General features: G+C 61.4%; 23 protein-coding genes and 1 tRNA gene. 13 read left to right on the plus strand and 11 right to left on the minus strand.

Going from position 1 to position 25,597, the window contains the following annotated elements; all coding sequences use genetic code 11:
* Positions 1-34: 34 nt before the first annotated feature.
* The 3 genes from J1G18_RS08060 to J1G18_RS08070 form a co-directional block, all read right to left on the minus strand.
* Entirely contained in the window at positions 35-1,378 is a 1,344-nt protein-coding gene (locus J1G18_RS08060; RefSeq protein WP_027612796.1) for a cation:proton antiporter, read from the minus strand.
* A gap of 6 nt (positions 1,379-1,384) precedes the next feature.
* Complete coding sequence (locus J1G18_RS08065; protein ID WP_223007417.1) at positions 1,385-2,242, minus strand: glucose 1-dehydrogenase; 858 nt, start codon at positions 2,240-2,242, stop codon at positions 1,385-1,387.
* A gap of 197 nt (positions 2,243-2,439) precedes the next feature.
* Positions 2,440-3,594, minus strand: coding sequence for a MalY/PatB family protein (locus J1G18_RS08070; RefSeq protein ID WP_223007418.1), 1,155 nt, complete (start codon positions 3,592-3,594; stop codon positions 2,440-2,442).
* 320 nt (positions 3,595-3,914) lie between these two features.
* On the opposite strand from J1G18_RS08070, the gene fdnG reads away from it, so the two are divergent.
* From fdnG to J1G18_RS08105, 7 genes are all read left to right on the plus strand, one after another.
* Positions 3,915-6,980, plus strand: a complete 3,066-nt coding sequence (gene fdnG, locus J1G18_RS08075) for a formate dehydrogenase-N subunit alpha (RefSeq protein WP_223007419.1) — start codon at positions 3,915-3,917, stop codon at positions 6,978-6,980.
* Positions 6,981-7,916: a formate dehydrogenase subunit beta gene (gene fdxH, locus J1G18_RS08080; protein ID WP_135295846.1), complete on the plus strand. Its 936-nt coding sequence runs from the start codon at positions 6,981-6,983 to the stop codon at positions 7,914-7,916.
* A complete protein-coding gene (locus J1G18_RS08085) occupies positions 7,913-8,578 on the plus strand; it encodes a formate dehydrogenase subunit gamma (protein WP_003224974.1) in 666 nt (221 codons plus the stop codon). Before fdxH ends, J1G18_RS08085 begins: the two co-directional genes overlap by 4 nt.
* A 3-nt stretch (positions 8,579-8,581) precedes the next feature.
* Positions 8,582-9,508 (plus strand): formate dehydrogenase accessory protein FdhE, encoded by a 927-nt coding sequence (gene fdhE / locus J1G18_RS08090; RefSeq protein WP_223007420.1) that lies wholly within the window; start codon positions 8,582-8,584, stop codon positions 9,506-9,508.
* Between the two features lie 191 nt (positions 9,509-9,699).
* Positions 9,700-11,112, plus strand: a complete 1,413-nt coding sequence (gene selA, locus J1G18_RS08095; RefSeq protein ID WP_223007421.1) for an L-seryl-tRNA(Sec) selenium transferase — start codon at positions 9,700-9,702, stop codon at positions 11,110-11,112.
* On the plus strand, positions 11,109-13,025 hold the full coding sequence (gene selB, locus J1G18_RS08100) for a selenocysteine-specific translation elongation factor (protein ID WP_223007422.1): 1,917 nt from the start codon (positions 11,109-11,111) through the stop codon (positions 13,023-13,025). The genes selA and selB overlap by 4 nt, the downstream gene beginning before the upstream one ends.
* 7 nt (positions 13,026-13,032) lie before the next feature.
* A tRNA-Sec gene (locus J1G18_RS08105) sits at positions 13,033-13,128 on the plus strand.
* 48 nt (positions 13,129-13,176) lie between these two features.
* Here the strand turns inward: J1G18_RS08105 and J1G18_RS08110 are convergent.
* From J1G18_RS08110 to J1G18_RS08135, 6 genes are all read right to left on the minus strand, one after another.
* Positions 13,177-13,698 (minus strand): hypothetical protein, encoded by a 522-nt coding sequence (locus J1G18_RS08110; protein WP_098964066.1) that lies wholly within the window; start codon positions 13,696-13,698, stop codon positions 13,177-13,179.
* Entirely contained in the window at positions 13,695-14,216 is a 522-nt protein-coding gene (locus tag J1G18_RS08115; protein ID WP_098964065.1) for a hypothetical protein, read from the minus strand. Before J1G18_RS08115 ends, J1G18_RS08110 begins: the two co-directional genes overlap by 4 nt.
* Positions 14,213-14,866: a hypothetical protein gene (locus tag J1G18_RS08120; protein ID WP_223007423.1), complete on the minus strand. Its 654-nt coding sequence runs from the start codon at positions 14,864-14,866 to the stop codon at positions 14,213-14,215. The genes J1G18_RS08115 and J1G18_RS08120 overlap by 4 nt, the downstream gene beginning before the upstream one ends.
* A 284-nt stretch (positions 14,867-15,150) precedes the next feature.
* Complete coding sequence (locus J1G18_RS08125; protein WP_171061831.1) at positions 15,151-15,315, minus strand: hypothetical protein; 165 nt, start codon at positions 15,313-15,315, stop codon at positions 15,151-15,153.
* Positions 15,316-15,321: 6 nt separating this feature from the next.
* Positions 15,322-16,614, minus strand: coding sequence for an OprD family porin (locus J1G18_RS08130; RefSeq protein WP_223007424.1), 1,293 nt, complete (start codon positions 16,612-16,614; stop codon positions 15,322-15,324).
* 200 nt (positions 16,615-16,814) lie between these two features.
* Positions 16,815-18,197, minus strand: coding sequence for an aspartate aminotransferase family protein (locus J1G18_RS08135; RefSeq protein ID WP_223007425.1), 1,383 nt, complete (start codon positions 18,195-18,197; stop codon positions 16,815-16,817).
* A 159-nt stretch (positions 18,198-18,356) separates the two neighbouring features.
* On the opposite strand from J1G18_RS08135, the gene J1G18_RS08140 reads away from it, so the two are divergent.
* Both J1G18_RS08140 and J1G18_RS08145 read left to right on the plus strand, forming a co-directional pair.
* Positions 18,357-18,983: a TetR/AcrR family transcriptional regulator gene (locus J1G18_RS08140; protein WP_223007426.1), complete on the plus strand. Its 627-nt coding sequence runs from the start codon at positions 18,357-18,359 to the stop codon at positions 18,981-18,983.
* A 15-nt stretch (positions 18,984-18,998) separates the two neighbouring features.
* Positions 18,999-19,628 (plus strand): nucleotidyltransferase domain-containing protein, encoded by a 630-nt coding sequence (locus tag J1G18_RS08145; RefSeq protein WP_223007427.1) that lies wholly within the window; start codon positions 18,999-19,001, stop codon positions 19,626-19,628.
* A 104-nt stretch (positions 19,629-19,732) separates the two neighbouring features.
* Here J1G18_RS08145 and J1G18_RS08150 read toward each other — a convergent pair whose 3' ends face one another.
* Both J1G18_RS08150 and J1G18_RS08155 read right to left on the minus strand, forming a co-directional pair.
* The gene (locus J1G18_RS08150; RefSeq protein ID WP_223007428.1) at positions 19,733-20,404 is read right to left on the minus strand and encodes a DUF3313 domain-containing protein; all 672 of its coding nucleotides are present in this window, start codon (positions 20,402-20,404) and stop codon (positions 19,733-19,735) included.
* A gap of 35 nt (positions 20,405-20,439) precedes the next feature.
* Entirely contained in the window at positions 20,440-20,763 is a 324-nt protein-coding gene (locus J1G18_RS08155) for a hypothetical protein (protein ID WP_150368318.1), read from the minus strand.
* Between the two features lie 131 nt (positions 20,764-20,894).
* Between J1G18_RS08155 and J1G18_RS08160 the strand changes: the two genes are divergently transcribed.
* From J1G18_RS08160 to J1G18_RS08175, 4 genes are all read left to right on the plus strand, one after another.
* The gene (locus J1G18_RS08160; protein ID WP_098964057.1) at positions 20,895-21,638 is read left to right on the plus strand and encodes a response regulator; all 744 of its coding nucleotides are present in this window, start codon (positions 20,895-20,897) and stop codon (positions 21,636-21,638) included.
* Positions 21,635-22,963 (plus strand): ATP-binding protein, encoded by a 1,329-nt coding sequence (locus J1G18_RS08165; RefSeq protein WP_223007429.1) that lies wholly within the window; start codon positions 21,635-21,637, stop codon positions 22,961-22,963. Before J1G18_RS08160 ends, J1G18_RS08165 begins: the two co-directional genes overlap by 4 nt.
* 62 nt (positions 22,964-23,025) lie before the next feature.
* Positions 23,026-24,210 carry a DUF2252 family protein gene (locus J1G18_RS08170; RefSeq protein WP_223007430.1) on the plus strand — a complete coding sequence of 395 codons (1,185 nt, stop codon included), beginning with the start codon at positions 23,026-23,028 and terminating at the stop codon, positions 24,208-24,210.
* Positions 24,211-24,303: 93 nt separating this feature from the next.
* A complete protein-coding gene (locus tag J1G18_RS08175) occupies positions 24,304-25,593 on the plus strand; it encodes an NAD(P)/FAD-dependent oxidoreductase (RefSeq protein ID WP_223007431.1) in 1,290 nt (429 codons plus the stop codon).
* The last annotated feature ends 4 nt before the right edge of the window (positions 25,594-25,597 follow it).

A 25,597-nucleotide genomic window follows, 5' to 3' on the forward strand; every position in this document is an offset into this window, starting at 1 on the left:
CGATGGATTTCCCGACATATTGCCGCCGGAAAAATCAGTTTTTTCGTTTTTGCCGTTGTTCGTAGCGCGCCAGCAGCGGCTGGGTGCTGATGCCATGCAGTAAAATGCTCAGCGCTACCACGGACAGGGTGATGTTGGTGCACAACGTCGCGACTGAAGGACTGAGGCCATGGTTCAAGGCATAAAACAGATAGAACAGACTGCCGATCCCGCGAATGCCGAACCAACCGATCAACAGCCGCTGACCACCGTCGAGCAAAGTGCCCCAAGGCATCAACGCGACGCAGGCCGGACGCACCACGCAGAACAGCACCGCGCCAATGACCAGTGCGCGCCAGTCCCAATGCGGCACCAGTACCACACCGAGCAGGGTCACCAGAAACACTTCCATGGCCCGTTCCACCAGACTGCCGAACGAGAGCATGTCGCCCATCATGATCCCGGCCGCGACCTGGCTGCTTTCCAGTCGTTCGGTATCGCCGTGCACCGCGTGCTGCGGTTCGATGTTCTGGTGGCCGACCACCGGTTGCACCAGATGTTCGGCGGGCGGCTGGCTGGCGCCGGTGGATTTGACTTCTTCCTGACGCAAGCCGAGGCCGGCGGCGAATACCGACAGAAAACCATAACCGCCAATTGCATCCGCGCCGACGTAAGCCAGAGCAATCAGCGACAGCGCCAAATAATCATTCGGGCTCAGGGTGCTGTCGTCGTTGCGGATGCGCAACGACAGCGTCAACCGACCGATGCCGCGACCCATCCAGTAACCGGTCAGCAAACCGACCGGCACCGCCCAGAGTAATCCGTGCAGTACCCAATCGGTCAAGGCGCCGGGTTGCGCATCGGCCTGCAACAGCAGCAAGCCGAGAATCACGAACGGGAACGCGATGCCGTCGTTGAGCCCGGCTTCACCGGACAGACCGAAGCGCACGCTGTCGACATCCCGCGCATCGTTGACCTGCACCAGCGCGGCCAGTACCGGGTCGGTCGGCGCCAGCATCGCCCCGATCAGCAGCGACGGCCCCCACGACAGTTGCAGGCCCCAGTGCAGCAACACGCTGACCCCGGCGATGGTCAAGACCATCACCGGGCCGGCCAGCCCGAACGCAATCCGCCAACGCTTGTCGCGCAGCGGCAGACGCAACTTCAGCCCGCAGACAAACAGCGAAAACAGCACCGCCACTTCCGTGAGATGCTCCATCCACACCGAGGCGTTTTCCAGTGACAGCTTCAGCAGATCCAGACCGCTGGGGCCGATGCCGATCCCCAGCAACAGACAAACCGCCGAAGTGGTGACCGGCATCCAGCGCAGGTACGACGAGGTCAGCGCGAGGGTCAGCAACACCGCGCCAAGCACCGCGACCCAGATGACAAAGCTCATGGAGGCTTACAACATCGGCTTGCCGCCGGTGACGCCATAGCGCTGACCGGTGATGTAACTGGCTTCATCGGAGGCGAGCAGCACATAGATTGGCGCCACTTCCACCGGTTGTCCGGGGCGCCCGAGCGGGGTTTCGCTGCCGAAGTTCTGCACCTCTTCATCGGGCATGGTCGAGACGATCAGTGGCGTCCAGATTGGTCCGGGGGCCACGCAGTTCACGCGGATTTCTTTTGGCCCGAGTATCTGTGCCAGTCCGCCGGTGAAGTTGGCGATCGCGCCCTTGGTGGTGGCGTAGGCCAGCAGGGTCGGTTTGGGCATGTCCGAGTTGACCGAGCTGGTGTTGATGATCGACGCGCCGGGGCACATGTGTTTGATCGCTGCCTGGCACAACCGAAAAATCGCCGTGATGTTGACGTCGAAAGTCATCACCCATTCGTCATCGGGGATTTCTTCGAAGTTTTCGTGGGTCATCTGGAACGCGGCGTTGTTCACCAGAATGTCGATGCGCCCGAAGCGTTCGACGGTCTTATCCACCAGTTCCTGACAATGGGCCTTGTGCGCGAGATCGCCGGACAGCAACAGGCACTGGCGGCCTGCCTGTTCAACCCAGCGTGCGGTCTCTTTGGCATCGTCGTGTTCATTCAGATAAGCCACGACCACGTCAGCGCCTTCACGGGCGAAGGCAATCGCCACCGCGCGGCCAATGCCGCTGTCGGCACCGGTAATCAGCGCAATCTTGCCAGCCAGCCGCCCGGAGCCGACGTAGCTTTGCTCGCCGCAGTCGGGGTACGGCTGCATTTTGCTTTGCGCACCGGGGACGGCTTGGGCTTGTGCGGGGAAGGGTGGTTTTGGATAGTCGGTCATCACAGATCTCCGAGGTTCTCAGGGCAGGTATGGGTGGTTGACCTGGACGGTTTGCCGTGAGTTCGATCGGATTTTGGATGACCACAAAACCATTGTAGGAGTGAGCCTGCTCGCGATAGCGGTGTATCAGCCGACATTGATGTTGAATGTCAGTCAGCTATCGCGAGCAGGCTCACTCCTACAGATTGGTGGTGTTTTCAGGTATTGCGGTTGTTCAGGGCGCGTTCCATGCGGCTGATGCCTTCTTCGAGCAACGACCGCGGGCAGCCGAAGTTCAGGCGCACGAACTGTTGGTGCTGATCGCCGAAATCCAGCCCGGCGCTCAGACCGACCCTGGCCTGTTCAAGGAAGAACTGCTGCGGATTGTCCAGGTCCAGCGCCGAGCAATCGAGCCACGCCAGATAGGTTCCCTGCGGCACATTGATCGTCACGCCCGGCAAGCGGCCGCGCACCGCGTCCACCAGCCAGTCGCGGTTGGCCTGCAGATAGGTTTTCAGTTCGGCCAGCCACGGCGCGCCTTCGCTGTAGGCGACACGGGTGGCTTCCATGCCCAACGGGTTGACGCTGTCGACCATGCCGCAACGGGCGTGGTTGACGCGCTCGCGCAGGGCGGCGTCCTGGATGATCATGAACGAGGTTTTGAGGCCGGCGATGTTGTAGGCCTTGCTCGCCGACATCAGGGTGATGGTGCGCTTGGCGATTTCCGGGCTGAGGGACGCGGTCGGAATGTGCACGCGGCCGTCGAAGCACAGCTCGGCGTGGATCTCGTCGGAGATGATCCAGGCGTCCTGTGCCGCACAGATATCCGCTACGGCTTGCAGCTCCTCACGGCCAAACACCTTGCCGATCGGGTTGTGCGGGTTGCTCAGGAGCAGGGCGCCGCCACCGTTCAGCGATTCGCGCAGGGTCTCCAGCGGGGTGGCGTAGGTGCCATCGGCCTGGGCGACGAATTCCAGCTCGACCTTGTTCAGCCCCCAATGCCCCGGCGCATGCCGCAGCGGCGGGTAGTTCGGCACCTGCACCACAACATTCTGCTGCGGCTGCACCAGGGCTTTCAAAGCCATGTTGAAACCCGATTCAACACCCGGCAGGAAGATCAGCTCCTGCGGTTTGACCTTCCAGGCGAACTTGTCCCACAGGTCGGCGACGATGGCTTCACGCAAGTTGTCCTGCGCCACGCTGTAACCCACCAGCGGGTGCAGCAGACGCTGCTGCAACGCCTCGATGATCACCGGTGGCGCGGCGAAATCCATATCAGCGACCCACATCGGCAACACATCGGCCGGGTAGCGGCTCCACTTGGTGCTGCCGGTGTTGTGGCGGTCGAATACCTGATCAAAATCGAAAGTCATGCGCGGTCTCGTGAAGGCGGGATGGATCCTGGGCGCCATTCTAAGCCCAACGCGACCCCTGTGGGAGCTGGCTTGCCAGCGATGGCGTCGTCACTGTCGCTATTAGTGTTGACTGATCCGCCGCTTTCGCTGGCAAGCCAGCTCCCACAGGGTTTTGTGTTCGTTGGCGAATAGACCGACAAACGGCCGACGGTCGGTTTTCACACAGAGTGTGTGGTCATTGTCTACAGTGAAAAAGCCGGCAGGCATTCTGCCGTAACCGTGTTTGTCCAGAAAAAGCCCGGCTCAAGTACCGGGTTCCACCTGATCAGGAGTGCACGATGGATCTCAGCCGTCGTCAATTCTTCAAGGTCGCCGGTATCGGCCTTGCAGGCTCTAGCCTGGGCGCGTTGGGCATGGCCCCGACGCTGGCCTTCGCCGAGCAGGTGCGTCACTTCAAGCTTGCCCACACCCATGAAACCCGCAACACCTGCCCGTATTGCTCGGTCGGTTGCGGGTTGATCATGTACAGCCAGGGCGATGCCGCGAAGAACGTCGCGCAAAATATCATTCACATCGAGGGCGATGCCGACCACCCGGTCAACCGCGGCACCCTGTGCCCGAAAGGCGCGGGCCTGCTGGACTTCATTCACAGCCCGGGCCGCCTGCAATACCCGCAAATGCGCAAGCCCGGCAGCAGCGAATGGACCCGGATCAGCTGGGATGAAGCACTGGATCGCATCGCCGACCTGATGAAGGCCGACCGCGACGCCAACTTCATCGAGAAAAATTCCACTGGGCAAACGGTGAATCGCTGGCTGACCACCGGATTCCTCGCAGCGTCCGCAGCGTCCAACGAAGCCGGTTACATCACCCAGAAGGTGATTCGCAGTCTTGGCATGCTGGGGTTCGATAACCAGGCGCGTGTCTGACACGGCCCGACGGTGGCAAGTCTTGCCCCGACGTACGGCCGTGGAGCCATGACCAACACCTGGACCGATATCGCCAACGCGAATCTGATCCTGGTGATGGGTGGCAACGCAGCAGAAGCGCATCCGTGCGGCTTCAAATGGGTGACCGAGGCCAAGGCGCACAACGCTGCCCGGCTGATCGTGGTCGACCCGCGTTTTACCCGGACCGCTTCAGTGGCCGACTATTACGCGCCGATCCGTACCGGTACCGACATCGCCTTCATGGGCGGATTGATCAATTACCTCCTGACTCAGGACAAGATCCAGCACGAATACGTGCGCAACTACACCGACGTCTCGTTCATCGTCAAAGCCGGCTATGGCTTTGAAGACGGCATCTTCAGCGGCTACGACGCGGCCAAACGCAGCTACACCGACAAATCCGGCTGGGGTTACGAGTTGGGCGAGGACGGCTTCGTCAAGGTCGACCCGACCCTGCAGGACCCGCGCTGCGTCTATCAATTGATGAAGCAGCATTACAGCCGCTACAACATTGATCTGGCGAGCCAGATCTGCGGGATGCCGGTCGATGCGATGCAGAAAATCTGGGATGAGATTGCCACGTGCTCCACGCCGGGCAAAACCATGACCATCCTCTATGCACTCGGCTGGACGCAACATTCGATCGGCGCACAGATCATCCGCAGTGCGGCGATGGTGCAACTGCTGCTGGGCAACGTCGGCATGCCGGGCGGCGGGGTCAATGCCTTGCGTGGGCACTCGAACATTCAGGGCCTGACCGACCTCGGGTTGTTGTCCAACTCGCTGCCGGGCTATCTGACTCTGGGTGGCGATGGCGAGCAGGACTACAACGCCTTTATCAAAAAGCGTACGCAAATGCCGTTGCGTCCGGGGCAGCTGTCCTACTGGCAGAACTACAGCAAATTCCACGTCAGCCTGATGAAGTCCTGGTACGGCGCCAACGCGACGCTGGAGAACAACTGGAATTACGACTACCTGCCGAAACTGGATATCCCCAACTACGACGTCCTGAAGATGTTCGACCTGATGAGCCAGGGCAAGGTCAACGGCTACATGTGCCAGGGTTTCAACCCGATCGCCGCGTTGCCGGACAAGAACCGGGTGATGGGCGCGCTAGCCAAGCTCAAATGGCTGGTGGTGATGGATCCGCTGGCCACCGAAACCTCGGAGTTCTGGCAAAACGTCGGGCCGTACAACGATGTGAAAAGCGCCGAGATCCAGACCGAAGTGATTCGCCTGCCGACCACCTGCTTTGCCGAGGAGGACGGCTCGCTGGTCAACAGCAGCCGCTGGCTGCAATGGCACTGGAAAGGCGCCGACGGCCCCGGCGAAGCGCAGACCGACATTCGCATCATGAGCGAACTGTTCCTGCGCCTGCGCAAGCGCTATCAGGCCGAGGGCGGCAAGTTCCCCGATCCGCTGCTGAACCTGTCGTGGCCGTATAAGATCCCCGACGAGCCATCGCCGGAGGAGCTGGCCAAAGAGATCAACGGCAGCGCCATGGCCGACTTCACCGATGCCAGCGGCGTGGCGGTCAAGGCCGGATCGCAACTGGCCGGGTTCGGCCTGCTCAAGGACGACGGCAGCACCGCGTCCGGTTGCTGGATCTTCGCCGGCAGCTGGACCGAGGCCGGCAACCAGATGGCCCGGCGTGACAATGCCGACCCGTATGGCATGCATCAGCATCAGGGCTGGGCCTGGGCGTGGCCGGCCAACCGGCGGATTCTCTACAACCGCGCTTCGGCGGACGTCGCGGGCAAACCGTGGGATCCGAAAAAACGCCTCGTATGGTGGAACGGCAAGGCCTGGGGCGGCACCGACGTGCCGGACTACAAGGCCGATGTGCCGCCGGAAGCGGGGATGAACCCGTTCATCATGAACCCCGAAGGCGTGGCGCGGTTCTTCGCCGTCGACAAGATGAACGAAGGGCCTTTCCCCGAGCACTACGAGCCGTTCGAAACGCCGATCGGCATCAACCCGCTGCACCCGCAAAACAAGAAAGCCACCAGCAACCCGGCGGCGCGGATCTTCGATTCGGTCTGGGAAAGCCTCGGCGAAGCCAAGGACTTCCCATACGCCGGTACCAGTTACCGGCTGACCGAGCACTTCCACTTCTGGAGCAAGCATTGCAAGTTGAATGCGATTGCCCAGCCCGAGCAGTTCGTCGAAATCGGCGAAGTGCTGGCGAAGGAGAAAGGCATTGCGGCGGGAGATCGGGTGCGGGTCAGCTGCAAACGCGGGTTCATCGAGGCGGTGGCGGTGGTGACCAAACGCATCCGGCCGCTGCAGGTCAACGGCCAGGTGGTGCATCAGATCGGTATCCCGCTGCACTGGGGATTCACCGGCCAGACGCGCCACGGCTACCTGACCAACACCCTGGTGCCGTTCCTCGGCGATGGCAACACACAGACCCCGGAATCCAAGTCATTCCTGGTCAACGTGGAGAAACTGTAAATGGCCAGCCAAGACATCATTGCCCGCTCGGCCACCACCACGGTGCCGCCTTCGGTGCGGAATCAGCAGGAAGTCGCCAAGCTGATCGACACCACCAAATGCATTGGCTGCAAGGCCTGCCAGGTCGCCTGCTCGGAATGGAACGAGCTGCGCGACGAGGTCGGCCACAACCATGGCACCTACGACAACCCGCAGGACCTGAGCGCAGAAACCTGGACCTTGATGCGCTTCACCGAACACGAAACCGACGCCGGCAACCTCGAGTGGCTGATCCGCAAGGACGGCTGCATGCATTGCGCCGAACCGGGGTGCCTCGCGGCATGCCCAAGTCCCGGGGCGATCATCAAGCACGCCAACGGCATCGTCGATTTCGATCAGGATCACTGCATCGGTTGCGGCTACTGCATCACCGGTTGCCCGTTCAATATTCCGCGGATTTCGCAGAAGGATCACAAGGCCTACAAATGCACCTTGTGTTCCGACCGCGTCGCGGTAGGGCTGGAACCGGCCTGCGTGAAAACCTGTCCGACCGGCGCCATTGTCTTCGGCACCAAAGAAGACATGAAGGAGCACGCCGCCGAACGCATCGTCGACCTGAAAAGCCGGGGCTTCGACAACGCCGGGCTGTATGACCCGGAAGGCGTCGGCGGCACTCACGTGATGTATGTGTTGCACCACGCCGATACGCCGAAGATCTACGCCGGGTTGCCAGAGGCACCGGCCATCAGCCCGCTGGTGGGCTTGTGGAAAGGCATCAGCAAACCGTTGGGCCTGCTGGCGATGGGTGCGGCGGTGCTCGCCGGTTTCTTCCACTATGTGCGCATCGGGCCGAATCGCGTCGAGGAAGATGAACATCCGACGCCGCCCGATACCTCGGTGCATGTCGTCGATCCGGCGGTGCACACCTTCGATCCACGCGGGGAGGACCGGCCATGAGCAACAAGACGATCCTGCGCTACACCGCCAACCAGCGCACCAATCACTGGCTGGTGGCGATTCTGTTCTTCATGGCCGGGCTGTCCGGGCTGGCGTTGTTTCATCCGTCGATGTTCTGGCTGACCCACCTGTTCGGCGGCGGGCCGTGGACGCGGATTCTGCACCCGTTCATGGGCGTGCTGATGTTCGTGTTGTTCCTCGGCCTGGTGTTCCGCTTCTGGCGCGCGAACTTCTTCATCGACAACGACTGGAAGTGGATGCGCCGCATCGATCGGGTGCTGGTCAACGACGAAGAAAGCGTACCGCCGGTGGGCAAGTACAACGCCGGGCAGAAGATGCTGTTCTGGACTTTACTGCTGTGCATGCTCGGTTTGCTGTTCACCGGGCTGGTGATCTGGCGTGCGTATTTCAGCGCGTACTTCGGCATCACCGTGATCCGCTGGGCCATGCTCCTGCATGCGCTGGCCGGGTTTGTGCTGATCCTCAGCATCATCGTGCACATCTACGCCGGCCTGTGGATCAAGGGTTCGGTGGACGCGATGCTGCATGGCTGGGTCAGCCGCGCCTGGGCCAGGAAACACCACGAACTGTGGTATCGCGACATCACCCGCGATGAACGCAATCCGGACGTGCCGGAGCGACCGATCACCAAAAAGGGCTGACTTTTGGCAACCATTCTTGAACCCGGGGAAATCGAAGCGGCGGCCAGTTCGCCGCCGTTTCTGCACCTGCCGCCGCACAACCTATTCACCTTGCGCGCCCAGCGCCTGGAGCAATTGGCTCACGGGCATCCGTTGGCCGATTACCTGCGTCTGATCGCCGGATTGTGCCGGGCTCAGCAGCAGGTTTTCGACGATCCACCGCTGACGGTACCGTTTGATCAGCAAAGGATCGAAGCCTGTCAGTTGCATGGTTTGCCGCCGTTTGCTGCCGACACACTGGTTCGCGAAGACGCTTGGCGGGCTTATCTGGATGCTTTATTGCAACGTTACGTGGCGCCCGATCAACCCGCCGTAGTCGACGCGCTCGCCACATTGCGCGGTGCCAGTGTCGGGCAATTGCGCGCGTGGGCCGTGGCGCTGGTCAGCGGTCAGTATTCAATGGTGCCGGCGGCGCTGGTGCCGTTCCTCGGCGCCGGGCTGCAAGCGGCGTGGAGCCATTGGCTGCTCAGCGCACCGAACCTGCAACTGAAACCCGGCGACAGCCTCAGCCAGTGCCCGGGCTGTGGTTCACCAGCGATGGCCGGGGTGATCCGCCATCGCGGCAAACACAACGGTCTGCGTTATCTGGTGTGTTCGTTGTGCGCCTGCGAATGGCATGTGGTGCGGGTCAAGTGCGTGTATTGCGAGTCGAGCAAGGGCCTGGATTACCTGAGCCTGGAGGACGATCGCCACGCCGCCAATCAGGCGCCGATTCGTGCGGAGGTGTGCCCCAGTTGCAACAGCTACCTGAAACTGGTTTATCTGGAGAACGATGCCGAAGGCGAAGCGTTGTCCGCCGATCTCAGCAGCCTGCTGCTCGACATGCGTCTGGCGCAGGACGGCTACCAGCGTCTGGCACCGAATCTGTTGCTGGCGCCGGGAGACGAATGACCAGAGCGTCTACACTCCTGAAAAACCTGTAGGAGGGGGCTTGCTCCCGAAGGGGCCGTGTCAGTCAGATCATTTGTGGCTGACTCACCGCATTCGCGAGCAAGCCCGCTCCCACAATTGGGGGCCGGTGTGCTGTATTTAGACGCGTTGCGTCAGGTCATGCCGGAGAGTCTTGTTTTCGGGAGTGGCTGATGTCTTCGAGTGTTGCCCTGCGGTTGCCTTCCATTGATGGTTTGTTGCGTCACCCGGCCTGTCTGCCGCTGGCCGAGCGTTATGGCCGTGAGGCGTTGCTGAGCGGCTTGCGGCAGTTGCTTGATGAGCTGCGGCTCAGCGTGTTGCAAGGTCAACTGTCTGCCATTGAAATCAGCCCCGAAGTGCTCGCCGGCCGCGTCGGCGAGCGCCTGACCCAGCAACAGCGCAGCAACGTTCGGCGAGTGTTCAACCTGACCGGCACGTTGCTGCACACCAACCTCGGTCGCGCCTTGCTGCCCGAAGAGGCCATCGAAGCGGTGCAGATGGCCGCACGTTACCCGCTCAATCTGGAATTCGATCTGGCCAGCGGCAAGCGCGGTGATCGCGATGATCTGATCGAAGGCCTGATCCGCGAACTGACCGGCGCCGAAGCCGTCACCGTGGTCAACAACAATGCCGCTGCGGTGTTGCTGACGCTGAACAGCCTCGGCGCGCGCAAGGAAGGCATCATCTCGCGCGGCGAGCTGATCGAAATCGGCGGCGCGTTCCGCATCCCCGACATCATGGCCCGCGCCGGCGTGCGCCTGCATGAAGTTGGCACCACTAACCGCACCCACGCCCGCGACTACGAAGCAGCGATCAGCCCGCGCAGTGGTTTGATCATGCGCGTGCATGCGAGCAACTACAGCATCGAAGGCTTTACCGCCCGGGTGCCCACCGCCGAACTGGCCGAACTGGCCCATCGGCACGGCTTGCCGCTGCTGGAGGATCTGGGCAGCGGCAGTCTGCTGGACTTGACCCGCTGGGGTCTGCCGGCGGAACCGACGGTAAGGCAGGCGCTGCTCGACGGTGCGGACATCGTCACCTTCAGCGGCGACAAATTGCTCGGCGGGCCGCAGGCCGGGTTGATAGTCGGGCGCAGAGACTTGATCGCGAAGATCAAGAAGAACCCGCTGAAGCGCGCCTTGCGGGTCGACAAGTTGACCCTGGCGGCACTGGAGGCGGTGCTGGGTTTGTATCGCGATCCGGATCGCCTCGCTGAACGTCTGCCGAGCCTGCGGCTGTTGACTCGCCCGCAAGCCGAGATCCTCGCCCAAGCCGAGCGCCTGCTACCGGCACTGTTACAGGTTATCGGCGAACCGTGGAATGTCAGTGCAGTGAAAGCGCTGGGCATGATCGGCAGCGGCAGCCAACCGGTGGCGCGGTTGCCGAGTGCGGCGCTGTGTTTGCGCCCGCAGGTGTCGAAACGCATGCGCGGGCGTTGTCTGCTGAATCTGGAAGCGGCGTTGCGTGCGTTGCCAATCCCTGTGCTCGGGCGCATTGACGACGATGCGCTGTGGCTGGACCTGCGGCAGCTCGACGATGAATCGGCGTGGTTGGCGCAATTGCCGCAGTTGCAGGTCGAGTCGTGATCGTCGGCACCGCCGGGCACATCGACCACGGCAAGACCTCGCTGTTGCAAGCCCTGACCGGCCAAACCGGCGACCGCCGCCCGCAGGAGCGCGAGCGCGGAATGACCATCGACCTCGGTTATCTCTACGCGGAACTGGAAGCCGGTGCCGGGCTGACCGGATTCATCGACGTGCCGGGCCACGAGAAATTCACCCACAACATGCTCGCCGGCGCGCAGGGCATCGATCTGGTGTTGCTGGTGGTGGCGGCGGATGACGGGGTGATGCCGCAGACCCGCGAGCATCTGGCGATTGTCCAATTGCTGGGCATTCCCCGGGCGCTGGTGGCGATCACCAAATGCGATCGGGTTGAAGCGGGCAGGGTGGAGGAGGTGCAGCGCCAGGTTCTCGATCTGCTCGAAGCCGGGCCATTCGCCGATGCGACGACGCTGGCGGTGTCGAGCGTGACCGGGCAGGGCGTCGATGAACTGCGCCAGAGCTTGCTGCAGATCCAAGGCGAAGTGCATGAGCGCAGTCGCGACGGTGGTTTGCGCCTGGCCATCGACCGCGCTTTCAGCGTGGCGGGCGCCGGGATTGTGGTGACTGGCACGGCGTTGTCGGGAACGGTGTCAGTCGGGGACAAACTGGCCCTCGGGCCGTCCGGGAAATCGGTGCGGGTGCGAGGACTGCACGCGCAAAATCAGGCCGCCGAGCAGGCCTTCGCCGGGCAACGGGTGGCGCTGAACATCAGTGGCGATCGATTGACCCTGGAGCAGATCCATCGCGGCCAATGGCTGTTGGCCGAATGGCTGCACGCACCGACGCAACGGGTCGATATCGAATTTCAACTGTTGCCCGGTGAGCGCACCTTCGAACACTTTCACCCGGTGCACGTGCACCTCGGTACGCAAGACGTCATCGCCCGCGTGGCGTTGCTCGAAGGCCCGCGTTTGCGTGCAGGCGAACGCATGTTCGCGCAACTGCTGATCAACGCCCCGGTGCACGCGGTGAAGGGCGATCGCCTGATCCTGCGTGACCAGAGCGCGCAACGCACCCTCGGCGGTGGCCAGGTGCTTGACCCGTTCGCCCCGGCCCGTCGCCGTCGCAGCCCGGAGCGGCTGGCACAACTGCAAGCGCTGGTGGGCAGCGATAGTCTTGAACAAGCGCTGCCGCTGTTGCTCGACCACAGCGCTGGCGGCCTCGATCCGCAACGAATTGAGCGCCAGTTCAATCGCCCGCGTGAAGACTGGGCGCTACCGGCCAACGTGCGCCTGATCGACACCCGCCAAGGCCCGGTGCTGTTCAACGTGCAGCGCTGGGGGCAGTTGAAGTTCACCCTGCTGGAGCAACTGGCGAAATTGCATGAGCTGGAACCGGACCAGATGGGACCGGATCGCGACCGCCTGCGCCGCTTCAGCGGTTTGGCGCTGGAACGTTCGACCTTCGTCAGCCTGCTGGAAGAACTGCGCGCCGCCGGATCGATCAACGCCAGCGGGCCGTGGTTGCATTTGCCCGATCATCAGGTGCGTTTGAATGCCGAAGACGAAACCCTGTGGCAGCGCATGCAGCCGCTGTTCGAACAGGCCGGGTTTGATCCGCCGTGGGTACGTGATGTCGCCAACGTGTTGGGCGTGGAAGATGCGATGGTGCGCCTGCTGTTGCGCAAACTGGCGCGCTTGGGATTGATGCACCAAGTGGTGCGCGATCTGTTTCTGTCTGACGGGCAACTGCGGCGCATGGCCGACATTCTGTTGCAACTGGAACAGGAAAATCCGTCGATCCAGGTGACAACCTTCCGTGATGCGCTAGGCTTGGGACGCAAACGCTGTATTCAGTACCTGGAATACTTCGACCGCCTCGGCCTGACCCGGCGCATCGGCGAATCCCGGGTGATCCGCCACGACAACGCGCTGGCCAGTGCCGACGCACCCTGAGTTCAAAGGAAGGCAATCGCGCCCGGTGGCGCGGCCGGGCTTCAAACCCGGTTGGGGACGGCATCCGTTCCCGGGCAGGTTCGACTCCGGCTGCCTTCCGCCAATTATTCCCGTCCTCGCCGCTTTGATGCTTGCTGTCGCGGCGCAACGGTCAAGGCTGATAGGGAATCAGCTTGTCCTTCTCCAACTCTCCCAGAAACTGATCCAGCATCTGCTGCTTGTTTTTGTTGTTCGGGATCGGCACGTACCACGCCATCACGCTCCAGCCTTCGCGGGAATAGTTATAGGTCTTGAGCAGTTTACCGTCCTTGAAGACCGAGCTGCGCAAGTTGTCCTGGTAGTGATAAGGCACTGGGAGGGTGAACAGGGTCAGAACATTGAACATGGCCAGATAATGGGTTTCGCCCGACCACGGCTGGGTAATCAGCAGGCTGTAGCCGTTGCGGGTGTAACCGCCGTCGAGCATGGAAAACGCACCGGAGTCTTTCAATGCAGAAATGGTTTCACGCTGACGATATTCTTCGTGCCGGGTATTGGCCGGGCCCAGGCTCAACGTCACCGGCACATAGGCTTGCGTAGCGTGATAATCGAGAGGCGGCAGGGTGTTGGCGCAACCGCCGAGTGCCATTAGCGCACTGAGCATGGCGCCGTTCTTGATCAAGGCCAGCTTCATTGGGCACTTCCCACGACAGGGATCAACCGGTCATGTTGAACGTCCTGGGCAAAGGCCCGTGCAATACGGCTGAGGTTCTGTCCTTCCAGCTCGCCACCCTGGTCGAGCAACCAGGTGTATTTCTGGGTGTTATTGCGATAGGTGTACTGCTTGAGGCGCTTGTCGCCTTGATACACCGAGAACTCGGCCTGCGTGTCGTATTCCTTCGAAAGCGGCAGCATGAACAGTGTGGCGCAACTCAACAACACCACCGGGAACGGCGGGAACTCGCGTTGCATGTTCAATTTGACTTGGACGTTGTACGCATCGTTTTGGCCGGACCCGGTTTCGACGTTGCGAAATACGCCAGTTTCGCGCAGATGATTGCGCAACGACGAAGACTGCAGAGGGTCGTCGATCATGACGTGGATCGGTGCCAGATAATCCTGTCCGTCGGCCAGTGTGCGCTCTGGCAAGGTGTTGGTGGCGGTACAACCGGCCAGCAGAGCGACGGTGGCAAGCGTGGTGATTTTTTTCATGGTTTGATGTCCGCGGCAACACCCGGCGGGGTATCGGCAAAAATATAGGGTTCGGCGCTTTTCAGATCGAGCTTCAGTGATTGCAGAGGTGGTAGTCCGGGAACCTGGCGCTGGGCGATCACGGCGTCGCGGGCGCGCTGATCGCGCCAGAGGAAGGTGCAGCCGATGCCGTTGAGGCAGAGCGAGCGATATTCGCCCATGTAATAGGCTTTTCCGGCTTCAAGACGTAGCGGAAGGTTGAATTTCTCACGCGCTTCCATCGAACTGTAAACGGTGCCAAGCCCCGGTGTGTATCGCGCAGAGAAGAACTGGAAATCGTAGAACTCGTAGTCGCCCGGTTTCAAAGCAAGGACGAAGACACTCGCGGCACCGTTAGCGTCCTGAATATCCTGCGGCGTTGAATAGGCACCGGCCATTTTCCAGATACCGGCAGCGCCGTACTGGGAGCCACGTTTGCGTATAAACAGGCGTTGGTTATCCGCCGGAGACAGTTTGAGCGAGCGCGGCCCGATAGACCCGATCAGATAAGCCACAGGCTCATTGGCCTTGGCCTGCAATGGTTCGCTGACCCATGACGCGCTTTCGGTGATACAACCACTGAGCAGCGAGGCCAGCAGGCCGGCGACCGCTATTTTGAAGACATGAAACATGAACATCCCTGAATCTGCGTGATTGATGACGTTCAGTTGCGAAGGCCAATCAAAGCCTTCCTGGCCAAACGTTTTTGCGGGGCGCGCAGACTAAGTGATGTGGTGGCATTTTGCTAGCCAATAACGCAGGTCGGCTTCCGTCCGCGAATCACGCAATGTTCAAAATGTCACTCGATCCCCTGGTTGGAGCCAGCCTGCTGGTGATGGCCGGTGTGTCATTAACCTCAAAGTCGGCTTATCGGCCGCTTTCGCGAGCAGGCTCGCTCCCACAGGGGATCGGGTTTTCAGGCGGGCGGGTCGAGGTTGTCGAGGGCGCGGTTGACGGTCAGTTCGCCGAGCATCACGACTTGCTGAATGCCCAGCAGGGCTTCGTTGTCGGCGGCTTCGTGGAGTTTTTCCAGTCGATGGATTCGTAGGGCGACCTCGGGTCTGAGTCCGGGTTTAATCACGGGCCATCAGAACCCTAGCGGGTACTGAATCACCACATAAATTCGGTCGATATCATCCCCGGCCTGTGCCTCGTTGGCCCGGTGCGAGACGTGCGACAGCTGTACCGACAGGTCCTTCGCCGTGCCCGATTGCACGATGTATTTCAGATCGATATCCCGTTCCCAATGCTTGCCGCCAGCGCCTTGCTGCGGCTGATAATCGCCAGTCTCGGCATCGAACGGGTTGTACGCGCCGCCCTTGGGCGCGTGAGTGCCGTCGATGTAGTCGCCGGAGACGTAGCGGGTCATGAAGGTCAGGCCAGGGATGCCGAAGGCGCCGAGGTCAAGGTCGTAGCGTGCTTGCCAGGACCGTTCGCCAGCGCCGTTGAAATCGGCGTATTTGATCGAGTTGGCGAGGTAGATCGAGTCGCCGCCCACGAAATCGAACGACGTGTCGCCATTGACGCGTTGCCAGCCGAGCATGACCGCGTGCGGGCCGAAGCTGTACTTGCCGGACAGGCTGAACGCGGTGTTGTCGATTGCGCCGGCCAGCGCCCGACCGGTATCGCGGGTGTGGTAGAGGTTGGCATCGAGCAACAGGCCGGACTGTTTGAAGTGCAGATTGGCGTAGTACTGATGCCAGGTGTCAGTCAGGTCCGAGGCGTAAAGCGATCCACCCACCGGACTGTCGCCGAACAGATCGGCGCCGAGAAAACTGATTCCGCCAGCCTCGGTGGTGGCGCCGTAACCGGAAAAGTCGCCGTGGCTCGAAGAGCTGTCCTGATTCTTGAATGCGGTGAAGTGTCCGGCCGTGAAGTTAACGTTGTCGATTTCACGACTGTTCACTAGCAAACCTGTGGCGTATTCCGGTTGCAGGCGTTTGTCCGAGGTGTCGAACACCGGCGTTTCCACGGTCATCTCGCCGAACGCGAGGGTGGTGCGCGAAGCTTTCAGTTTGAACGCGCCGCCAGCGCTGGAGTAGTTCGGTTCACTACGACCATTGCTGTCGACCGGCAACAGACCCGTGCCGGAATGTCCTTTGCCGCCATCGAGTTTCAGGCCGAGAAAGGCGTGGGCATCGATGCCGAATCCGACAGTGCCTGGCGTGTAGCCAGAGGTGAACGTGCCGATAAAACCCTGGGCCCATTCCTGTTTATAGTTTTTGCCGGAGGGAGAGGGCGAGCGGTAGTCGTTGCTCAGGAAGAAGTTGCGGCTGAGCACTTCGGTTTTGGCGTCGTCGAAGAAGTCATTGGCCAAAGCACTGTCGCTCGCTGCGCAAAGCAGTGCCAACAATGCAAAGTGTGATGTTGAGGAAGCCATCGAGAGAGACCGACAATCAGGGAAGGTCTGCTGATAATGGGCAGGATCAATTGGGCTTGATTGAGCCGATGTGCTGAGTTCAAGGCATACCTGATTCCGTTGTAGGAGTGAGCCTGCTCGCGATAGCGGTCGATCAGTTTAGATCGATGTTAATGACACACCGCTATCGCGAGCAGGCTCACTCCTACAAGGGGTATGTGTTACAGCACGCCATATTCGCTAGCCGTGCGATCTACGGCGATGCGTGTCTTGTCGACCAATTCATCCAGCTCCGCGCGCGTGGCGATCAATGCGGGGGCCATGATCATCCGGCCCAGCGTCGAGCGAATGATCAGGCCTTCCTCAAAACCAATGGTGCGGCAGCGCCAGGCGATGTCGTTCTCGTTGGCGAAACGCTTGCGGGTGGCTTTGTCTTCGGCGAACTGCAATGCCGCCACCAGCCCCACGCCCTGAACCTCACCCACCAGCGGATGGTTGTCGAACACCTCACGCAGGCAGTTCTGCAGATAAGGACCGGTGTCGTTTTTCACCTGAGTGACCACGCCTTCATCGCGCAACGCCTTGAGGTTGGCAATCGCCACCGCAGCCGCCACCGGGTGCCCGGAGTAGGTCAGGCCGTGGGCGAACACGCCGCCTTTTTCCACCAGTGCTTCGGCCATACGTCGCGACAGGATCAGCCCGCCCATGGGGATGTAGCCGGAGGTCAGGCCTTTGGCGATCGACAGCGTGTCCGGTTCAAAACCGAAGGCCTGGTGCGCGAACCATTCGCCGGTGCGACCGAAACCGCCGATGACTTCGTCGGCGCACAGCAGCACATCATATTTGCGGCAGATGCGCTGGATTTCCGGCCAGTAAGTGGCGGGCGGAATGATCATGCCGCCGGCACCCTGGAATGGTTCGGCGACGAACGCGGCGACCTTGTCGGCGCCCAGTTCGAGGATCTTGTCTTCCAGTTGCCGTGCGGCGCGCAGGCCGAATTCTTCCGGGCTGAGGTTGCCTTCGTGGGCGAACCAGTACGGCTCGTCGATGTGCGCGACGTCAGGGATGGTGCCGCCCATTTCGTGCATGAATTTCATGCCGCCCAGCGCCGTCGCAGCGAGGGTCGAGCCGTGGTAGCCGTTCCAGCGGCCGATCATGATTTTCTTCTCGGGCTGGCCCATCACCTGCCAGAACTTGCGCACGGTGCGGATCAGCACTTCGTTGGCTTCGGAACCGGAGTTGGTATAGATCGCGTGGCTGTAGTGCTGGGGCAGCAGGCTGAACAACAGCTCGGAGAGCTCGATCACCTGCGGGTGAGTGGTGTGGAAGAACATGTTGTAGTAGGGCAGTTGTTGCAGCTGCGCGGTGGCAGCGGCGGCCAGATCCTTGCGCCCGTAACCGAGGTTGGTGCACCACAGGCCGGACATGCCGTCCAGGTAGCGATTACCGTCGTTGTCCCACAGTGCCAGGCGATCACCGCTGACCATCACCCGCGGGCCTTCCTCGTTGAGGGCTTTCTGATCGACGAACGCGTGAATGTGGTGGGCGGCGTCGGCGGCCTGGTAATCGCGGGTGCTACGGGTCGGATCGAATTCGGCGGACATGGCGGTTCTCCAGAGAAACGGGGCAAGTGGGTGCGCGTTCATTCCAGCGGTGCACGGTTAATATTTGTCACTTAAAAATATTTTTGTAAAGAAAATATTTGTCGGTGAAAAAAGAAATCCGTAGGCTGACGCCGATCAGCAAGACAGGACATCAGCACCATGAGCGGGCTCAGAGAACGGCAAAAGGAACAGCGCAGGGAAGTCATCGCGCAGGCAGCGCTGGAGCTGTTCAAGACCAATGGTTTTGCGGCCACCACGCTGGACCAGATCGCGGTCCAGGCCGGGGTGTCCGCGCCGACGGTGGTCAATTATTTCGGTGGCAAACAGGAGATTCTGCTGGCCTTGCTCAAACAGCCGGACGAGCAGGCGATGCGCGATGCGCGGGCCAATCTGGACGACGACAGTGATCCGCTGGAGGCGCTGTGCGAGTTCGAAGGCCTAATGACCGACTATCAACTGCAAGCGATGCCGGCCTCGTTGTGGCGTGAATTGGCGCCGTTTCTGCTGACCGGTGAGTTGGCGCTGGCGTTGAGCCCGTGGAATGCGGCGGTGATCGAAGAGACCAAGGCGCTGCTCGGGCATTTTCAGGCGCAGGGCAAGGTGCGGGCGTCAGTCGATCTCGATGTGGCGGCGACGTTGTTCAACCAGTACGCGAATATGGCGTTTATTCGGCTGGCGACCGAGGCGGCACCCAATCGGCAAGCGCATGCCCGGCATATGCGCAGTGTGTTGGGTTTGATCTGCCACGGCATTTTGAGCAACGGCGCGGAATCGAAAGCCAAGTGACGAGAAGCAGAGCGCATGACCGTTCCTGATCAGCAAGAATGGCAACCGTGGACGCCGGAAGAACTGGCGCAACGGCTGAAACACATCTCGCGCCCGTGGTGCGTGGTGGGCGGATGGGCGCTGGATTTATGGCTGGGCCGGCCAACCCGTGCGCACAGCGATCTGGAGTTCACCCTCCTGCGGGACGACTTTCAGCGCTTCCGGCAAGCGCTGGCCGAGCTGGACTTCTATACCGTGCGGGACGGTGAACTGACGTTTTTGCCGGTGGGGCAAACGCCAGGCGAGAATATTTTCCAGGTGTGGGGATTTGATGCCGTTGCCCATGCCTGGCGAGTCGATCTGATGCTTGAAACCGGCACGACGGATACGTGGGTCTATAAAAGAGACCCGTCGATTGTCCATCCACGCGCCGCGATGGTGGCACTGAGTGATACGGGGATTCCCTATCTCAGGCCTGCGGCGATTCTGCTGTTCAAGGCCAAATACACGCGTCCCAAGGATCAAACCGATTTCAGTCAGGCATTGCCGGATTTATCTCGCGAAGAGCGGCGATGGCTGATGCAACATCTGGTTCGGTTGCATCCCGAGCATGAGTGGATTCAGCGATTGCAAACACCTGAAAAATACTCCCGACCCAACGAATGAACTGTGGCGAGGGAGCTTGCTCCCGCTGGGGCGCGAAGCGGCCCCGCTGTTGGGGAGGACTGCTGTGCAGTCCAGCGGGAGCAAGCTCCCTCGCCACAAAATGTCTAGCGGCGGATCGCCAGGTATGACTGGCCCAGGTCGCCGGCCCAACCATCGAGAACAGCCTTGACGTCATCGGCGGTCAGCACCTGTTTGTCGTTTTCCAGCGGTAGTCCGATGCCCTTGCGCACGACTTCGGCGACCACTTCGCCGGTGGAGCCGTCCTCGAACGAGACTTCGGTGGTGATTTCGCTGTCCTGATCGCGGATGCCGGTGGCGGTGCTCACGCCGGCGGCAACCAGCGTCACCGGTAGCCATTCATAGAAGCGCAAGCCTTGGGTGCTGGCGGCGACGCGGGTGATCGCCGGTCTGATGGTCAGGGTGTTCGGGCCGGGTTGCGGCATCAGGCGCATGACCTTGCCCAGTTCCAGCCTGAGCGCGGCGTCGTAGTAGTCGGTGACGCCAGACAGCGTGCTCAGCGGGATCCGCTCGGTCGGCGCGGCGCTCGGGTAGAACTGGCTGGGCGCCAGATAGGCCTGGGTGTAACGCCCCCGCGCCAGCGCCGGGCTGACCCAACCCAGCACCGTCTGCCCAGATGGCGACTGGCGCTCGCTGAGCACGCTGTAATCGTGCAGAAATCCGGTGTACTTCTGCGGTTCGACGGTTTTGTTGCTGCAGGCCGAAAGGCTCAGGGACGCCGTACACAGCACCGACATCAAGCAATGGCTTCTGATCATGCGAATCCTTGTTTTGCGCTGTTGCCCCGCGTCGTTCAAGCGCGGGCAGTGATTGGGGAGGAGAGCGGCGGGGTGTTGTCCGAGCATTCGATGTGCAGTTGGCCGTGGCTCATGATCCATTGGATCAGGTCGGCAGCCGGAATCGAATGCACGTACTCGACCCATTGCGAATCGCCGGGGCCGTACTGCTCGAAATAGCGGCGCAGGACGATACGGCTTTGGTCATCTGACAGGCCCAGGCAGAACTCCTGAAATAACAGCGGCGTATCCTGCTCAGGCGCGCTGGTGCGCTGGCTGAGAATCAACGGATAGCGGGCGTCGTGGCCCTCGGCGGTATAACGGTTGTGCAATGCGCTCATTGAAAGCCCCCCGGTTGTCGATGGCGTGCAGGGTGCCTGAGGGGTTTTGCCGCAGAATGTCCGCTTGATGTCCGGGGCGACGGAATGTTGCTCGATTGAAATATATGACCCGCCCGCCAGAATAGTTTTAGATGCGTTCTTTTTGGCCTGAGGATCCTGTGCCCGTGAGCAGACTGCTGATCGTCGACGATGACGTGGAAATTCTCGCCCTGCTGAAGAAGTTCTTCGTCCAGCACGCCTACGAGGTCGATGTCGCCGCCGACGGCGCAGCGATGTGGGCGGCAATTGCGCAGCAGCGCCCGGACACGATCATTCTCGACCTGATGCTGCCCGGCGAAGGTGGCCTGAGCCTGTGCCAGAAAGTGCGCGCGCAGATGGGCATTCCGATCATCATGTTGACCGCCATGGGCGAATTGAGCGACCGGATCGTTGGCCTCGAACTGGGCGCCGATGACTACGTCACCAAACCGTTCGCCCCGCGTGAATTGCTGGCTCGCCTGCGCGCCGTGCAGCGCCGCGCCGGTGAGCAGGTCAGCCCCGCGAGCGAGCCGTCACGGCCGGTGATCGCCTTCGCCGGTTGGCATCTGGACATCACCTGTCGCGAGCTGCGCTCCCCGGAAAACGTGATGATTCCGCTGTCCGGTGGCGAGTTCGATCTGCTGGTGGTGTTTCTCGAACACCCGCAGCGCATCCTCACCCGCGAGCAACTGATCGACCTGTCTCGTGGTCAGGGCCACGACGCCTTCGATCGCAGCATCGACGTGCAGGTCAGCCGCTTGCGCCGCAAGATCGAGCCGGACAGTAAGCGCCCGGACCTGATCCGCACCGTGCGCAACGGCGGTTACATGTTTACCGCCAAGGTCACTCGTTCATGATCCGTCGATTCCTGCGCCGTGATCCGCTGAGTCGGCGGATCGCCCTGACCATCGTCGCGGCCATGCTCGCGTCGCTGGCACTCAATTTCCTGTTCGTGGAGGTTGCCGGGACCTGGGCGCGACCACCGATTGAACGTACCGGGTTGCTGGAGCAGATTGCCGCGACCGTCAAAGTGATCGAGGCTGCACCAGCGCCTTTACGCCCGAAACTGGCGCACGCGGCAACCGGCCCGACGCAGGAGGTGACGTGGAGTGCGCAACGCGACGAACTTGGATTGCCAGCAGGTGGTACGCAGCTCATCGCCAACAAGACGTCGGGGTTGCATCAGTTGTTGGGCGATGAGCGAGACATTCGGGTGTTCAATCCCGCTGACTGGCCGAGCGGCAGTCCGCTGGCGCGCTATGCGGCGCTGATTCAACTGCCGGATTCCAGTTGGCTGTTGTTCTCTTCGCCCGAGCGCTCCTGGGGCCTGGACATCGGCACGCGCATCGCGATCATCATCGCCCTCGGCCTGATCGCCACCGTGCTGGTGGCCTGGCTGGCCACGCAGCAACTGGCCAAGCCACTGCAACGCTTTGCCAGCGCCGCCCGGCGTTTTGGCGGTGATCTGCGTGCGCCGCCGATCAAAGTCGAAGGCCCCGACGAGATCCGCCAGGCGATCATCGCCTTCAACACCATGCAGGCGCAGATTCAGCACTACATCAGCGAGCGCACGCACATGTTGGCGTCGATTTCCCACGATTTGCGCGCACCGTTGACCCGCATGCGCCTGCGCAGCGAGTTCATGGAGGATCTCGATCACCAGAGCAAACTGATCCGCGACATCGAAGAAATGCAGTCGATGATCAACGCGGCACTGGCGTTCTTTCGGGAAGACACTCAGCCGGAGCAAAGCACCGCGTTCGACCTGTCGGAACTGTTGCAGACGATCATCGACGACTACCGCGACCAGAACATTGCCATCGATTTCAACGGCCCGGCGCATCTGGTCTACGAGGGCCGGCCGCTGGGGATCAAACGGGTGATCGTCAATCTGCTGGAAAACGCCGAAAAGTACGCGCAGCAGCCGGCAATCGCGCTGAGCAGCGACGGTTACAGCGTGTGCATCGACGTCAGTGACAACGGGCCGGGAATTCCCGAAGCGTCGTTGCAGCGGGTGTTCGACCCGTTTTTCCGCCTGGAAACCTCGCGCAACCGGGAAACCGGTGGTGTCGGGCTCGGGCTGTCGGCGGCGCGGGCGATTGTGCGCGAGCAGGGCGGCGAACTGAGTTTGAGCAATCGCAGCAGCGGTGGCTTGCGGGCGCGGGTTGAGTTGCCTTTGTAATACTTTGAAACATTTGCGAGCGGCCGGCGGTCAACAGGACACATTCACTGCAAGAAGCGTCCATGAAAACCCCACGGCCCTCCGCACGTCTTGAACCCCTGTCGCAACTGCGCAATCTGAAAATGGCTCGCTCCGCCCACGCCTATGTCCGTGGCAGTACGGTGCAGTTTTATGAGTGGCTGCACAGCCAACCGGGCCGCAACTTACCGAAGGGGCCGGCGGTGTGGATCTGCGGCGATTGTCACGCCGGCAATCTCGGACCGACCGGCGACCTGAAAGGGCGCATCGACATACACATCCGCGACCTCGACCAAACCGTTATCGGCAACCCTGCGCATGATCTGGTGCGTCTGGCGCTTTCCTTGGCCACCGCCGCCCGAGGTTCGGACCTGCCCGGCGTCGCCACCGCGCGCATGCTTGAAGAGATGATGCGCGGCTATGAACAAGCATTCGAAGACGACGTCGACAAAGAGCCGCCAAGACCCGCGCAAGTCAAGGCCGGCATGCGCAGCGCGGTGCAGCGCACCTGGAAGCATCTGGCCCAGGAGCGCATCGAGAGCACCAAACCAACTATTCCGCTGGGCAAGCATTTCTGGTCGCTGTCACGGGAAGAACGCAGTGCGCTGAAGACCCTTTGCGCCACGCCAGACCTGCACACGCTGGTGACCTCATTGAAGGGCCGCAACAAGGACGACCGGGTGAAAATGCTCGACTCAGCCTATTGGGTCAAAGGCTGCAGTTCGCTGGGGCTCAAGCGTTATGCGGTGTTGCTGGGGGTGGGCGAGGGCGACGATCAGGAATATTGCCTGCTGGATATCAAAGAGGCAGTTGCTGCCGCCGCGCCACGAGTGGCGCGAGCCGCGATGCCGCGCGACAACGGCAAACGTGTGGTCGAAGGTGCGCGTTTTCTCTCGCCAGGCCTGGGCAACCGGATGATCGCCACCCGCGTGCTCGACCATGGCTTCTTCATCCGCGAACTGCTGCCTCAAGACATGAAACTGGAACTGGATCAGTTGAGCCAGACCGACGCGATGCTCGCCGCCGGTTATCTGGCCCGCGTCGTGGGGCTGGCCCATGCCCGGCAGATGGACATGAGCACTCGGGCGTCATGGATGCGTGAACTGCAAGCGTGCCGCTCGAAGACACTGGATGCGCCGTCGTGGCTGTGGACCAGTGTTGTGCAGTTGGTTGGCAAACATGAGAAAGGTTATTTGGAGCATTGCCGGCGTTATGCGCTGGAGCATTGATCTGCGTGGGTGAAACAGTTGTCGGTTGCCGATATGAAATTTGTTCTGTAGATTTTCATGAAATTATAAGAAATAAATTTCATGAGGCGCCGAATGTTTCAGCAATCCCAACAGCATGTCGCCAGTTATTACGCCCACAGTTGCGCCGATATTCTCAGCACACGGCCGGCGCTGGAAGGTGCGCACGACACCGACGTGGTGATCATCGGTGCCGGTTTCAGTGGGCTGCACACCGCGTTGCGCCTGGCCCTGGCCGGCAAGCGCGTCACCGTACTCGAAGCCAGTCGCGTGGCGTGGGCCGCGTCCGGGCGTAATGGCGGGCAGGCGATTTTGGGCTGGTCGTGCGACATGCCGCCGCTGGAGGCTGCGCTTGGATATGAGTGCGCCAGGCGTCTGTGGGACGCCATGCGTTGGGCCGCGCAGGAGCTGCGTGAATTGCCCGGGCGGCATGGTTTCGATTGCGACTATCGCCCGGGCCATTTGTGGACGTCGGTGATGCCGCGTCGAGTCAGCCTGCTGACTGAGTGGCAACACGAAGCCAGTCACAAGTGGGGCCACGACGGTCTGCAGTTCATCCCTCGCAAAGATTTGCCGCAATGGGTCGCCAGTGATCGTTATCAGGCCGGCCTCTTTGACGCCGAGGGCGCACACCTCAATCCGTTGAAGCTTGCCCTGGGGCTGGCCGCCGCCATCGAGCGTGCCGGCGGGCGTATTCATGAGCAAAGCAAAGCGTCGAGTTATCAGCAGGAGGGCAATGGCTTCCGGGTCAATACCAAGCGCGGTTCGGTGAAGGCCGATGTGCTGGTGCTGGCCTGCAACGCCTATCTCGATCAACTCGACCCGCAACTCTCCAGCTGCATCCTGCCGGTTGGCACCTATCAAGTCGCCACCGCACCGCTGACACCGGAGCAAGCCACCGCGCTGCTGCCGAGCAACGTCTGTGTGACCGACAACCAGTTTGTTCTCGATTACTTCCGTCGCACGCCGGACAACCGCTTGTTGTTCGGCGGTGGCTGCACTTATCTGGGCGGTATGCCCAAGGACATTGCGGCGGCGACTCGGCCGTTTCTCGAACGCGTGTTTCCGCAGCTTAAAGGTGTAGAGGTGGAATTCGCTTGGGGCGGGCATATCGATCTGACCATGAACCGCACGCCGGATGTCGGCGGCGAGGGCAATCGTTATTGGCTTCAGGGTTATTCGGGGCACGGCGTGTTGCCGACGCTGGCCGCCGCCCGTGCGGTGTCCGATGCGATTCTCGGCGAGGCGGATGAATTGGCGTTGTACCAGGGCCTGAGCAATGGCCGTTTCCCCGGCGGCAAGCACTTCGCAGCACCGCTGGAGGCTATCGGCAAGGCCTGGTATCGGCTGCGCGACAGCATTTGATGAG

Source organism: Pseudomonas sp. MIS38, from assembly GCF_019891575.1.
Taxonomy (GTDB): domain Bacteria; phylum Pseudomonadota; class Gammaproteobacteria; order Pseudomonadales; family Pseudomonadaceae; genus Aquipseudomonas; species Aquipseudomonas putida_A.